This window comes from Nitratidesulfovibrio sp. SRB-5 (genome assembly GCF_019931275.1).
In the GTDB taxonomy this organism is placed as follows: Bacteria; Desulfobacterota; Desulfovibrionia; order Desulfovibrionales; family Desulfovibrionaceae; genus Cupidesulfovibrio.
On the sequence record NZ_JAIOTY010000005.1, the window covers coordinates 1 to 13,862 of the forward strand.

11 protein-coding genes are annotated in these 13,862 nt (G+C 67.7%); 5 read left to right on the forward strand and 6 right to left on the reverse strand.

Annotated features, from left to right (window positions below; translation table 11 throughout):
- Window positions 1-89 precede the first annotated feature (89 nt).
- Window positions 90-899 carry an acyl-CoA dehydratase activase gene (locus tag K6142_RS15685; RefSeq protein WP_190243687.1) on the reverse strand — a complete coding sequence of 270 codons (810 nt, stop codon included), beginning with the start codon at window positions 897-899 and terminating at the stop codon, window positions 90-92.
- A 580-nt stretch (window positions 900-1,479) separates the two neighbouring features.
- Here K6142_RS15685 and hcp point away from each other — a divergent pair.
- The 4 genes from hcp (at window position 1,480) to K6142_RS16690 (ending at window position 7,529) form a co-directional block, all read left to right on the forward strand.
- A complete protein-coding gene (gene hcp, locus K6142_RS15690) occupies window positions 1,480-3,102 on the forward strand; it encodes a hydroxylamine reductase (RefSeq protein ID WP_190243736.1) in 1,623 nt (540 codons plus the stop codon).
- A gap of 222 nt (window positions 3,103-3,324) precedes the next feature.
- Entirely contained in the window at window positions 3,325-4,194 is an 870-nt protein-coding gene (locus K6142_RS15695) for an ATP-binding protein (protein WP_190243686.1), read from the forward strand.
- 376 nt (window positions 4,195-4,570) lie between these two features.
- Window positions 4,571-5,731 carry an alcohol dehydrogenase-like regulatory protein ErcA gene (gene ercA / locus K6142_RS15700; protein ID WP_190243685.1) on the forward strand — a complete coding sequence of 387 codons (1,161 nt, stop codon included), beginning with the start codon at window positions 4,571-4,573 and terminating at the stop codon, window positions 5,729-5,731.
- Window positions 5,715-7,529 (forward strand): PAS domain S-box protein, encoded by a 1,815-nt coding sequence (locus tag K6142_RS16690; protein ID WP_190243684.1) that lies wholly within the window; start codon window positions 5,715-5,717, stop codon window positions 7,527-7,529. The genes ercA and K6142_RS16690 overlap by 17 nt, the downstream gene beginning before the upstream one ends.
- Before the next feature lie 89 nt (window positions 7,530-7,618).
- On the opposite strand, the gene K6142_RS15715 is transcribed toward K6142_RS16690, so the two are convergent.
- Together K6142_RS15715 and K6142_RS15720 are read right to left on the reverse strand one after the other, a co-directional pair.
- On the reverse strand, window positions 7,619-8,302 hold the full coding sequence (locus K6142_RS15715) for a hypothetical protein (protein WP_190243683.1): 684 nt from the start codon (window positions 8,300-8,302) through the stop codon (window positions 7,619-7,621).
- 182 nt (window positions 8,303-8,484) lie between these two features.
- Complete coding sequence (locus K6142_RS15720) at window positions 8,485-9,174, reverse strand: Crp/Fnr family transcriptional regulator (protein ID WP_190243682.1); 690 nt, start codon at window positions 9,172-9,174, stop codon at window positions 8,485-8,487.
- 209 nt (window positions 9,175-9,383) lie between these two features.
- Between K6142_RS15720 and K6142_RS15725 the strand changes: the two genes are divergently transcribed.
- Entirely contained in the window at window positions 9,384-9,902 is a 519-nt protein-coding gene (locus K6142_RS15725; RefSeq protein ID WP_190243681.1) for a hypothetical protein, read from the forward strand.
- A gap of 143 nt (window positions 9,903-10,045) precedes the next feature.
- On the opposite strand, the gene K6142_RS15730 is transcribed toward K6142_RS15725, so the two are convergent.
- The 3 genes from K6142_RS15730 to K6142_RS15740 form a co-directional block, all read right to left on the reverse strand.
- Window positions 10,046-11,302, reverse strand: a complete 1,257-nt coding sequence (locus tag K6142_RS15730; RefSeq protein ID WP_190243680.1) for an HD-GYP domain-containing protein — start codon at window positions 11,300-11,302, stop codon at window positions 10,046-10,048.
- A 477-nt stretch (window positions 11,303-11,779) separates the two neighbouring features.
- A complete protein-coding gene (gene gltX, locus K6142_RS15735; protein ID WP_190243679.1) occupies window positions 11,780-13,174 on the reverse strand; it encodes a glutamate--tRNA ligase in 1,395 nt (464 codons plus the stop codon).
- A gap of 308 nt (window positions 13,175-13,482) precedes the next feature.
- Window positions 13,483-13,716 carry a NifU family protein gene (locus K6142_RS15740; RefSeq protein WP_012612141.1) on the reverse strand — a complete coding sequence of 78 codons (234 nt, stop codon included), beginning with the start codon at window positions 13,714-13,716 and terminating at the stop codon, window positions 13,483-13,485.
- Window positions 13,717-13,862: the final 146 nt, after the last annotated feature.

Sequence of the window (13,862 nt, forward strand, 5' to 3'; positions counted from 1 at the left end):
CCCCCCCCCCCCCCCCCCCCCCCCCCCCCCCCCCCCCCCCCCCCCCCCCCCCCCCCCCCCCCCCCCCCCCCCCCCCGTAAACGTTCCCATTACACTCCCCCTCCCCCGCCAACCGTCACATCATGCGCCGCGATGAGGGCGGCGCCGAGGGCGCCTGTGGCCTGCGGCATGTCGGACACGGTGACGGCAAGGCCGAGGGTATCGGAAAAGATGCGGGCAAAGGCGGAATTGGTGGCAAGGCCGCCGGTAAAGGCGCAGCCGGGCACCAGGGGCACGCGGCCTGTCAGTGCTTTCAGGCGGCGGGCCACGGAGGCCACGATGGAGGCGGCCAGGTCGTCCTTGGAAACCCCCTGTGCGATGAGCCCGATGACTTCAGTTTCGGCAAACACGGCGCACATGCTGTTGAGGGGCATGGGACTGCCGCGCAGGGCGGCGTCGCCCAGCTCGTCCAGAGTCATGTCGAGCACGCCGGTCATGACCTGGAGAAAACGCCCGGTACCGGCGGCGCACTTGTCGTTCATGACGAAGTCGCGCACGTTGCCGCGCTCGTCCACGGCCACCACCTTGCTGTCCTGCCCGCCCACGTCGAGCACGGTGCGGGTATCGGGCGCAAGGTGATGCGCGCCGCGCGCGTGGCAGGTGATTTCGGTTACGGTGCGATGCAGGAAGGGCAGGGAGATGCGGCCATAGCCGGTGCCCACGACACGGGCCACCCGGTCGATGCCGGTTCCGGCCTCGCGCAGGGCGGCGTCCAGCACTGCCTGGCCGGTTTCGCGGGGGTTCCAGCCGGTGGGCGTGACGGCCACCCCCAGCACGGCGCGCGAGGCGGTGTCGAGCACCACGGCCTTGGCGGCGGTGGAGCCCACGTCCACTCCGGCAACCAGACGGGCAACGGGCATGGGGCCTCCTGCGGAAAAACTCGGGCCACACGCGGTGCCCTGCCACTGGATAGCCCACCTGCCAAGTTCCGGTAAAATCGATACTTTCTATCGCACATCAGGCAATGCATAGACTGTCGCGCCACTGCCTTCGCCGCGGGGCGCGGCATGTGCCATGGCGTGCCCACCCCGGACAGGCCACGCCAGAAGCAACGGTGCGTCCACTTCCTGCTCCGCCACCAATGAAAAATATACTCCTGTTTCTCGCGTTCGGTGATATCATGAAGGAGATGCCCGCTTCGTTCCGTCGGCGCGCTGCGGAATGTCGGGTCCGTATCCTCGTCCCCACGAAAAAAAACGCATTTCGCGCAAATTTCCCCGTGGTTTTGATGTCCGTCACATCGCGCGTTCGCCCCCCGGACTATTGTGCACTCAACGACGGGGCGAAAGGCCACGACGGGACGGGCGCGGAAACGTTTCCGCCCCGACGACGCCGCCCCGACGAACCACAACCACAACGGAGCGCGCCATGGTCCTTTCGAAGATTTTAGGCCTCTTCGGCCACAAGAATGAACCCCAGAAAAAGGAGAGCCCCATGTCCATGTTCTGCAACCAGTGTGAACAGACCGCCAAGGGTACCGGCTGCACCACCATCGGCGTGTGCGGCAAGCAGCCCGAAGTTTCCGCCCTTCAGGATCTGACGGTCTACGCCCTGCGCGGCCTGGCCCTGGTGGCCCTGGAAGCCCGCAAGAAGGGCATCGTCGATCCCGCCATCGACCACTACGGGGCCAAGGCCCTGTTCACCACCCTTACCAACGTCAACTTCGACCCGGCCCGCTTCCAGGCGTACATCAACGAGATCGTCAAGCACCGCACCGCCCTGGCCGCCCGCGCCGGCGTGTCCTTTGGCACCGGCAGCTCCGGCCCCGCCTCCTTCCAGCCCGCCGCCACCCTGGAAGCGCTGGGCGCCCAGGCCGACGTTGCCGCGCTGACCGCCGACAAGAGCGACCCGGACATCGTCTCGCTGAAGCAGACCCTGCTCTACGGCATGAAGGGCCTGGCCGCCTACGCCGACCACGCCGCCGTGCTGGGCCAGACCGACCCCGAAGTGTTCGCCTTCCTGTTCAAGGGCCTGGCCGCCGGGTACGACGGCGTGCAGCGAGACCTTGGCCAGTGGGTGGAGCTTGCACTCGAATGCGGCAAGACCAACCTGCGCGCCATGGAACTGCTGGACGCGGGCAACACCGGCACCTACGGCCACCCCGTGCCCACCCAGGTGCCGCTGGGCCACCGCAAGAACAAGTGCATCCTCGTTTCCGGCCACGACCTGCGCGACCTGCACGAACTGCTGAAGCAGACCGAAGGCAAGGGCATCGACATTTACACCCACGGTGAAATGCTGCCGACGCACGGCTACCCGGAACTGAAGAAGTACCCCCACTTCTATGGCCACTTCGGCACCGCCTGGCAGAACCAGCACAAGGAATTCCCGGCCTTCCCCGGCGCCATCCTGTTCACCACCAACTGCATCCAGAAGCCCCAGGATTCGTACAAGGACCGCGTGTTCACCACCGGCCTCGTGGGCTGGCCCGGCCTGGTGCACTGCGAGAACTACGACTTCTCCGCAGTGGTCAAGAAGGCGCTGGAAATGCCCGGCTTCACCGATGACGCGCCCGGCAAGAACGTGCTGGTGGGCTTTGGCCGCAACACCGTCATGAGCGTGGCCGGCCAGGTCATCGACGCGGTGAAGTCCGGCGCCATCCGCCACTTCTTCCTGGTGGGCGGCTGCGACGGCGCCAAGCCGGGCCGCAACTACTACACCGAGTTCGTGGAAAAGACCCCCAAGGACACCGTGGTGCTCACGCTGGCCTGCGGCAAGTTCCGCTTCTTCGACAAGGAACTGGGCGACATCGGCGGCATTCCGCGCCTGCTGGACGTGGGCCAGTGCAACGACGCCTACTCGGCCATCCAAATCGCCGTGGCCCTTGCCGGCGCCTTCGAGTGCGGCGTGAACGACCTGCCCCTGTCGCTGGTGCTCTCGTGGTACGAGCAGAAGGCCGTGGTCATCCTGCTCACCCTGCTGGCCCTGGGTATCAAGGACATCCGCCTCGGACCGTCACTGCCCGCGTTCATCACCCCCAACGTGCTGAACTTCCTGGTGCAGAACTACAACATCAAGCCCATCACCACTCCGGATGAAGACCTGAAGGCCATTCTGGGGTAGGACGACCACACGCTGAACGACGGGATTCGGGGGGCGGCACCGGCCGCCCCCCTCCCGCCCCGCCCGAATACGGGTTGCACACCACCGCCGACGCATCACGAGTCCATCAGCCACGGCCACCGCACCCACAGCCGCGCCACCCGACATCACCGACATCACCGATATGGCCCCCAACCGACACGGGGCCGCCCGCGCTCCAACCCGCGGGCAAGGATCACAGACATGAAGACCACCCGGAACATCCTCGAAATCGACGAAGAACGCTGCGACGGCTGCGGCGCCTGCGTGCTGGACTGCGCCGAAGGCGCCATCGCCATCGTGGACGGCAAGGCCAAGATCGTGTCCGACAGCTTTTGCGACGGCCTTGGCGCGTGCCTTGGCAGCTGCCCGCAGGGCGCGCTGCGCATCATCCAGCGCGATGCCGTGCCCTTCGACGAGGACGCGGCCATGGAACACGTGCGCAAGCGCGACGGCGCGCAGCCCCGCACCGGCGACCATCATTCAGCTCAGGGCAGGCCCGACGGACACGGCGTGCACGGCCACTACGGCCTGGCGCGTCAGGCCGGACAGGGGGCCGGACAGGGGGCCGGGCACGGGCCGGGACACGGCCACGGTGGTGGGCATGGCGGCGGCCACGGCGGCTGCCCCGGCTCCATGATCCGCAGCTTCGCCAAGTCCGAGGCTCCCATGTTCGGAGTGGCGGAAGGCCCGGTTTCCGGCCCCGGCCACTGGCCGCTGAAGATCCGCCTGGTGCCGCCCACGGCCCCCTACCTGAAGGACGCCGACGTGCTGGTGGCGGCGGACTGCGCGGCGGCGGCATCGCCCCTGTTCCACAGCCACTTCGCCCGGGGCAAGGTGGTGCTCATCGGCTGCCCCAAGTTCGACGACACCGACGCCTACGCCCAGCGGCTGGCCGAAATACTGGCCACCAGCGGCATCCGGTCCATGACCGTGCTGCGCATGGAAGTGCCCTGCTGCCGCGGCCTTACCGCCGCGCTGGCCAAGGCCCGCGAATTGTCCGGCACCAACGTGCCGCTGAACGAAATGGTCATGACGTGCCAAGGCGCGCCAGCGCCTACTCCGCTCGCCTGACGCGCCAGCGCCTACCCCGCTTGCCTGATGCGCCAGCGCCTACTCCGCTCGCCTGAAGCGCCAGCGCCTACCCCGCTTGCCTGATGCGCCAGCGCCTACTCCGCTCGCCTGACGCCCCAGCGTCTACATATCTCGCCTGACGCCCCGGCGTCTGCAACGCCCTCCCGGCACGGCCACCTGTTCCGCAAGCCAGCCTCCGCAATCACATGACGTACGGTCCGTATCCGCGGGCCGTACGTCATTCCGCATTTGGTAAACCCTGCACACAAAAAGGGTGACGAAACAGCCCCGGCTTGCATACAGTAGGGATACGGGGAAACACTCGCGGTGCTTTTTGGGAAAAAGGCGCCGCACAGGGCGGCATCAAGGGCGTTCCATGAACGACTACGAACTGCGCAAATTCGTCGCGCCGGAATTCGTCTTCGGGTACGGCGCGGCAGGTCTGGCCGGGCGGCATGCCCGCAACCTTGGCGCATCGCGCTGCCTCGTGGTGTCCGACCAGGGCGTGGCGGCGGCGGGGCACACGGATGCGGTGGCCCGCACCCTGCGCGATGAAGGCATTGCCTGCGCGACCTTTCTGGGAGTTTCGGAAAACCCCCGCGATACCGAAGTGATGCAGGGCAGCGAGGTGTTCCGCGCCGAAGGGTGCGACGCCATCGTGGCCGTGGGCGGCGGCAGCCCCATGGACTGCGCCAAGGGCATCGGCATCGTGGTGGCCAACGGCGGGCACATCCTGGACTACGAAGGGGTGGACGCCATCCCCAAGCCCATGCCGCCGCTGGTCTGCGTGCCCACCACGGCGGGCAGTTCCGCCGACGTCTCGCAGTTCGCCATCATCCGCGACACGCCGCGCAGGGTGAAGATCGCCATCGTCAGCAAGGCCAACGTGCCAGACGTGGCCCTGGTGGACCCGCTGACCACCCTGACCAAGCCGCGCGAACTCACCGCCGCCACCGGGCTGGACGCCCTGACCCACGCCGTGGAGGCCTACGCCTCCAACGCGCACTCCCCCGTCACCGACATGTTCGCCCTGGAGGCCGTCCGGGGCATCGGCTCCGCCCTGTTCGACGCGCTGGACGACCTTGGCAACCGCGATGCCAGGGCCCGCATGGCCCTTGGCAGCATGAACGCGGGGCTGGCCTTTTCCAACGCCATCCTGGGGGCGGTACACGCCCTGTCGCACAGCCTGGGCGGCCTGCTGGACCTGCCCCACGGCGAATGCAACGCCCTGCTGCTGCCCTTCGTGGTGCGCCGCAACTATGTGGCTGCGCCGCAGCGCTACCGCCGCGTGGCCGAGGCGCTGGGCGTGGCGGATGCCCTTGCCGCCCCGGACGACGAGGTGCGTGACGCCCTGTTCGCCCGTCTTGGCGCCATGCGCCGCAGGGCCGGGTTCGACAAGGGCCTTTCCCAGTACGGGGTTACCCGTGACCAGTTGGCGGAACTGGCGCGCCTGGCCCAGGAAGACCCCTGCCTTTCCACCAACCCGGTCCCGCTCGACGCGCGCGAACTGGAACAACTGTATGCCGAAGCGTTCTGACGACCTGCGGGCAAAGCTCATCGGGCTCGGGCAGGCCTCCACGCGCAAGAGCTACTACCCGGAGCTGAAAGAGCGTCTCCAGCAACTGGAACTGTTCCGCGCCCTGCTGGAAAGCGCAGGCGACGGCGTGCTGCTGCTGGCCGCGGAAACCCTGCTGGTGCTGGACGCCAACGGCGCTGCCTGCCGCTTCGCGGGGCTGCCGTGGGAAGCGCTGACCGGTCGCCCGCTGGCGACGGCGTTTCCCGAACTGGCCGGGTGGAAGCCGCATCTCGCAGGCAACGCGGAAGGCTTTGTGCCGCAAGACGGCCCGCGCACCGTCGGCTGGCACATGGCCGATGCCGCCCCCCCCGCCGGGGGCGAGGAACGCCGCCTGATCCGCCAACCCGCGCACGGGGCCGACCTGTGGCTGGAACTGGCCCTGAAGCGCCACGACATCGGCGGCATGCAGTATGTCTCGTGCATCGCGCGCGACGTGTCGGAACGGCTGCGCGCCGAAGAAGAACTGCGCGAAAGCGAGCGCAAGTACCGCGCGCTGTTCGAGGCGGCCAACGACGCCATTTTCCTGATCCGCGACGGCCTTGTGCGCGACGCCAACCGCAGGGCCTGCGAGCTGTTCGGCAGGTCCCTGGACCAGTTGACCTCCATGGCCCCGCGCGACCTTTCGCCGCCAGAGCAGCCCCGCTCCGGGGCCACCCACCTTGCCGAGGACATCCGCCTGGCCAAGGCCCAGGCCGGAGAGCCGCAGTTCTTCGAATGGACGCACCTGCGCGCGGACGGCACCCCCTTCGACTGCGAAATCTCCCTCAGCCGCTTCACCCTGCGGGGTGAGCCATGGCTCATCGCCATCATTCGCGACGTGACCGAGCAGAAGAAGCTGCGCGAAATCATGGTCCAGACGGAAAAGATGATGTCCGTGGGGGGTGTGGCCGCCGGCATGGCCCACGAGATCAACAACCCCCTCTCGGCCATCGCCCAGTCCGCCCAGAACCTGCAACGCCGCCTGGCGCCCGGCGTGCCGGACAACGAAGCCGCCGCCCTGATGTCCGAAGTGGACCTGGAACGGGTGCAGCACTACTTCGAGTTGCGCGGGCTGGCCAAGCTGGTGAGCAACATCCGCGAGGCCTGCGCCCGCGCGGCCGACATAGTGCGGCACATGCTGGACTTTGCCCGGCGCAGCGACGCAGAACGCGCCGCATGCGACCTTGCGGTACTGCTGGACCGGGCAGTGGAACTGGCGGAGAACGATTACAACCTCAAGAAGCGCCACGATTTCCGTAACATCCGCATCGTCCGCGACTACGCGCCCGGCGCTCCCATGGCGGAATGCGCTCCCACCGAAATCGAGCAGGTGTTGTTCAACCTGCTGAAAAACGCCTCGCAGGCCATTTCGCAAAAGGCCTACCCGCAGGGCGAGGCACCGTGCATCACCTTGCGCGTCGGCACGCGGTGCGGTGCGCCGGGCCTGCCCGGCGGCCTCGGCGGCGCGGACGGTGTCATGGGGATGGGGGAAACAGAAGACCTCGGCGAACCCGGGGCGGCGGACGCCGACCCGGCCAACACGGAATACGTCTGCGTCCAGGTGGAGGACAACGGCCCGGGCATGGACGAGCGCACGCGGGTGCGGGTGTTCGAGCCGTTCTACACCACCAAGCCGCCGGGCGAAGGCACGGGGCTGGGCCTTTCGGTGTCGTACTTCATCATCAGCCGCAACCATGGCGGGCACATCATGGTGGAATCGCAGCCGGGGCAGTGGTGTCGCTTCACGGTGCTGCTGCCCGCCGTACGGCGTGCGGCGTAAGGCTTCACTGCCGGGCCTTGCTCCGGACATACGCAACGCGGCTGAAAATGCCCGGGGAGGCATCGGGGGGGGGGACGTCAGAGTGACGTTCAGTCGGCCCTGCCCGGCCTCATTTCCCGCGTGCTGCGGTAGCCCGCCAACAGCAGGAACCCGACCGTGTGCACCACCACGGCGGGCGGCCCCACCACGAACGCGCCGTACGCCGCGAACTCCCAGATGAACACCGACGGCACGGCGTCCAGCCCGCCGGACATGGCCACCACCCCGCGCGCCACGGCAAACACCGCGGACATCACGTTGCTGCCTGCTATCAGCAGGGCGGGCCATGGGCTGTCCGTGCGGAACGCCCGCCAGGCCACCCGCACCAGATCGGCGTAGACCGGCAGCATGTGCAGGCTGAACACCAGCACCCGCGCGGGCACGCTGAACCGCACCCAGGTGAACCACGAGGCAAGGCAGGCCAGCGAGGCCAGCAACACGGCAACGGCGCGCCACGGCACCCGCCTGCCCAAAAACTGGCGCAAACCCGCCGCGGTCAGCACGCCGCCGCCAACGAGGCACAGGTTGGCCCCAAGGATGGAAGCGACCCAGGGCCAGGAACCTTGCGTAAGCATCAGGAAGATACCCGTGGACAGCACCCCGCCGCCAGCGGCCCAGGTGAGCATGCCCGGATACCGGCGCATGCCCAGGGCAAACACCAGCACGGCAAGGGTGCACAGCACCATCGCCACCATGAGCACCAGCGCCCAGGCGTAGGCCTGAGGGTGTTGCATCGTTCCTCCGCAACGGGTTCGCCGCGCATGGGTAGGAAAATCGCCGGACGCCCGTGTCCGTCCGTAACGTCTGCCGGGCCACCTGCCAGGACACGAACGGATGTGACAGGCGCGTACCGCGTGCCGGATCACGCGGATCGGGACATCATGCCGACCGCGTGCGGAAACACGCGGTCGGGGCATCAGAGAGTCTCGTCCCCGTCGGCCAGGGCCTGCAAGTAGTCACGATCAACGATGGTCACCTCGCGCCCCTCCACGGAAACAGCCCCGCGTTCGGCCAGCTTTCCGAGGCAGCGCGATAGCGTCTCGCGCGCGGTGCCCAGCATGCCCGCCAGCACCCCCTTGGCCATGTCCAGCCGAAAGGTGTCGGCATCGCCCTTCAGTTCGCTGGCATGCAGCAGGTAGGCGGCAAGGCGTTGCGGGGTTTCGTGCAGGGTCAGGGATTCCACCTTGGTGGTGAACACGCGCAGCTTGCGCGACAACGCGGCCAGCATGTTCATGGCCAGTGTGGGATCGCGGGTGATGCGGTCCACCAGCCCCTTGCGGGGCAGAAACAGCACGCGCGCGTTCTCCACGGCCATGGCGTGGGCGGGAAAGGTGCCGCCCTGGAACACCGCCACCTCGCCAAAGGTTTCGCCGGGGCCCATCACGTGCATCACGGCCTCGCGCCCGTCGGGCGCGGTCTTGAATATCTTCACGCGGCCCTCGGCCACCACGTAGAAGCCCTCTGCCGGAGAGGACTCGAAAAAAATCATCTGCCCCTTGTCCACGCGACGGTCCACGACGATGCCCGCCAGACCTTCCAGCTGGGGGTCGGAAAGTCCGTCGAAAAGGGGCAGCCGTTCGATGATGCGGCGATTCTGCTGGGTCACTGGCGTTCCTCTGGGTATGGCCGGGCTATGGTTGCCCTGTAGGCGACAGCATAGGGCACGTCGGCCCCGGGAGCAAGAACGGGCGGCATCCACGGCCAGCGGCCACATACGGAAAACCACCCCGCGCATCCCTGTTGCGACTGGCGGCGGGGTGCGGTAAGCGGTGGATGACCACGGGCGCCCGCGCCCCATCCACAGGAGACGAATCCATGAAATACGGCAGCAAGGTGGCGGCGCGCGTAGAGGAACTGTTGCGCGAGCAGTTGGAGGAACTGGGGGAAAACCCCAGCGCCATCGACGCCCACGAAATCGCGGCGCACATGCGTTGCGAGATATGGGCCGACGACACCATGATCTACATCTGGAAGGAAACCCCCATCCTGCGCGTGTCCTCGGAGCAGCACGACGACGGCAGCGTGACCTGGCGCATGTTCACCCGCGACGACGAAGGCGACGGCTTTGCCGCCGACCCGGCGGGCAGCCTGACCCGCGACGACGGCCCGCTGCTGGACATGGATCTGGCCTATCGCCCCGCCCGGGGGGCGGATGACGACGATGCGGACGACGAGGACGATGACGACCTCGACGAAGACATCCTGTCCGCCCTGCTGGACGACGAGGATTCCGGCAACGACGACCTCGGCGACGATGACGACGATGACGACGGGGACGACGGGGACGACGGGGGCGGGGACGACCGCCGCAACGGCGGCTACCCGGTGCAGTAGCCCACGGGCAGGAAGGACCGGAAACGGAAAGGGCCTGCCGGAATCGGAAAAACGGTCGGAATCGGAAGGCAATGAAAAGGGGACGCCACATGGCGTCCCCTTTCGCGTGCGGACTCGCGCCCCGCGTTGCGGCATGGCCGCGCTCAGCGCCGGATATGGCGCGTGAACTTGCTGTGCGCCTTGTCTTGCGCGGCGGCGGCGGTGTCGATGATCTCGTCCCGCCGCGACTCCAGCGTGGCCACCACGGCCCTGTCCAGCAGCCCGCGGCGCACCCCGTCTCGCAGCACGTCGACGATCTCGTCGCGGCGCATGCCCGCCCGGTAGGGCCGGTCTTCGGCCAGGGCGGTGCACATGTCGGCCACGGCCATGATTCGCGAGCCGATGCTGAGGCCGCCCGCACCGATGCGGAACGGGTAGCCCGAACCATCGAGCTTCTCGTGGTGAAAGGCCGCCCATTCGGCAATGCCGCCCAGCCCCTTCATGGAATTGAGCACCAGATAGGTGTGATAGGTATGCTGGCGCATGATGGCGAATTCCTCGTCGGTGAGGGGCCCCGCCTTTTCCAGAATGGCGTTGGGCACCACCATCTTGCCCAGGTCGTGCAGGTTGCCCGCGATCTCCATCAGCCTCGCCTCGGGCTCGGGCAGGCCGAAAGCCCGCGCCAGCGCCCCGGCGGACGCGGAAACCCCGGCGGAATGGGTGGCGGTGAACGGCGAACGAAAGTCGATGATCTCGCGCACCAGCAGCGACCACGTGCGCACGCCGTCCAGGTCCAGTTGCAGGCGGCGGCAGGGATTGCGCTCGCTCAGAAAGGTGAACAGGCGGGGCGAGACAAGGTTCAGCCAGAATTCGTCCCGGCCGGAAACCAGCAGAAAGGCCTCCACCACCCGGCGGTCGATGGCGCAGCCGGACATGCGGCGAATTTCCGCGGTGAGGTCGTCGTGCTGGTGCAGCACGTAGATGCGCCGGTCCATGGACCGTTCCAGGGTGTCGGCCAGCAGGACGATCTGAGCCAGCAGGCCCACGCGCGGATCGGGGCCGTGCGTGTCCAGTTCCGGCAGCGTGGCGTGGTGCAGGCGGACCACCTCCGCCGCCTCGGCCAGGCCCGGCCCCTGCGCCAGCAGACCCGCGCCCACGACGCAGTGCTCGTCCATGCTTTCCACGCGCGATGCGCGCACGTCCAGCTTGTCTTCCGGCGAAAGCGCGCCCACATCGTGCAGCAGTGACGCGATGAACAGCGTCTCCTTGTCCTTCTGCGGAAGGTCCAGCGCCTCGGCCAGTTCCCACGCCACGAAGGCGACCCGCAACTGGTGCTGTGACAGCGAAGGGCTCGCAAGGTCGAGCGCCTCCGAAATGGACAACAGCATGTCCGACAGGTCGACCGAAATCCCCGAATACATGGCCCCCCCGGCACTGTCCCGGCAACCCGGCACCACTCCGGGTCCGCATTGCGCGTCCGGCCACCGCACCACGTTCCCCGGCGGCGTCCGACAACATTGATGGTCCTACACTTTATCGACGAGCAAATGGCGGTGTCAACAAGCAAATGACGCTTTACCGGATTCCCTGTCCGCCGGAATGGGGCGCAGCCGTTGCATACCCCTTGCGTCAGCAGGGGTGGAATGCCGCGAGGCGGTTTGATGACGGTACGTTGCGGCGCACGGAACAGGCCCCGCGAACGCGCCGGAAAACGCGGACGCCCCCCGGCGGTGCAACAATGCAGAAGGCCGGAAGCAGTGCTTCCGGCCTTCGGTTCGGCGTCAATGCGTGCGCAGCACGGATACGGAGGGGATACGGAGGGGACACGGCGCGGACACGGCACGGACACGCCCTGCCATCGCCGCATCGTCACGGCGACAGTGCCGTGGATGGCGGACCTAGGCCAGGGCAGCCGCCCGGTCAAGACGGGCCAGGGTTTCGGCCCGGCCCAGCACTTCCATGATCTCGGGCAGGCCGGGGCCGCCCAGCGATCCCGCCAGGGCCACGCGCAGCGGCGGGCCAACCTGCTTGAACTTCAGGCCGCCCTGCTCCACGTAATCGTGCACCACCTTTTCCAGCGTGGCCTTGTCGAAGGGGTCGGCCTGTTCCAGCAGCCCGCGCAGGGCCGCCACATGGGCCTTGCCCTCGGCGGTCAGGGCCTTGGCCACGGCGGCGGGGTCATGCTCCAGCGCGGCGGCGTCCACCAGCATGAAGCGCATCACCTTGGCCAGGTCGGCCAGGTTCGAGGCACGCTCGCGAAACAGGGGCACCAGCGCGGCCAGCCGTTCGGGGGCCACGTCGAAGCCTTCCGCCTTCACGAAGGGCGCGGCCAGTCGGGCCAGTTCGTCCACCGGGGTTTCGCGCAGGTAATGGGCGTTCAGCCACTGCAACTTGTCCGGGTCGAAGGCGGCGGGGGCGCTGTTCAGGTTGTCGGTGGTGAACTTTTCCACCAGTTCCTGCAACGCGAAGATTTCCTGGTCGCCAAACGACCAGCCAAGGCGCACCAGATAGTTCACCAGCGCCTGGGGCAGCAGGCCGTCCTGCTCGTACTCGATGACCGCGCGGGCGCCATGGCGCTTGGACAGCTTTTTCTTGTCCGGGCCAAGGATCATGGGCACGTGGCCGAATACGGGCAGGGGCAGGCCCAGCGCCTGGTAGATCAGCACCTGCTTGGGCGTGTTGGACACGTGGTCGTCGCCGCGCAGCACGTGGGTGACGCCCATGGTGGCGTCGTCCACCACCACGGCCATGTTGTAGGTGGGCGTGCCATCGGAGCGGCGCAGCACCATGTCGTCCAGTTCTGCCGCGTCAAAGGCCAGAGTGCCCTTTACCACATCCTCGAACACCACGCGGCCGGTCAAAGGGGCCTTCAGGCGCACCACCCGACCGGGACCGGGGCCAAGGCCGCGCTCGCGGCAGCGACCGTCGTACTTGGGCTTCAGGCCGCGTTCGCGCGCCGTTTCGCGCATCTGCTCCACTTCTTCCGGCGTGCATTCGCACCAGTAGGCGTGGCCGGTTTCCAGCATGCGGTCGATGTAGCCGTTGTAGATGTCGAAACGCCTGCTCTGGTAGATGAGGTCGCCGTCCCAGTCCAGGCCCAGCCAGCGCATGGAGGCCAGGATGGAGTCGGTGTACTCTTGCAGCGAGCGTTCCTGGTCGGTGTCTTCGATGCGCAGCAGAAAGGTGCCGCCAAAGTGGCGGGCCAGCAGCCAGTTGAAGATGGCGGTGCGCGCGCCGCCGATGTGCAGGTGCCCGGTGGGGCTCGGCGCGAAGCGCGTGACGACCTTGGTCATGATGTTCTCCCCGTTCTTCGGGTGTCGGTATGGCGTGGAAAACGTGGTGGCGCCCGTCTGGATGTCTGGATCTATCCGGACCTGTCGGGCCCAGTCTGACCTGTCCGGCAGCCTGCCGGATGGTGGGCGCATGCCCCGGACAGCGTGGCCCGGACAGCGTGGCCCGGACGGCGTGGTCCGGACAGCGTGGCCCGAACGGTGTGACCCGGACTGTGTGCCGAAAGATTGCGGCGCGTACCCGGAACGCGGATGCGCCCGGCGCGGAAACGATGCGAAAAAGATGCAGTAAACGCCGCGCGGCGCGGAGGCTACACGGCCTCGACGCGCTTCACCTCGGCCACTTCCTTCAGCACCATGCGCTCCACGCCGCCCTTCAGGGTCTGCTGCGACATGGGGCAGCCCTTGCAGGCGCCGGTCAGGCGCACGCGGACCACGCCGTCGGCGGTGATTTCCACCAGTTCGACATCGCCGCCGTCGCCCTGCAAATAGGGGCGGACCTTGTCGAGGGCGGCCTGCACCCTTTCATGAATGGCATCGGACATGGAAACCTCCTGAAGTTCCCCCACCAGCAAAAGGGAGAGGGCGACGAATGGCGCGCCGGGCAATGACATGTCCGGCAGGGGCCGCGAACGCCGCGCCCTTCTACTGCCTTCGGCGGCGGGGTGTCAAACCATGGGGGGAATGGCAA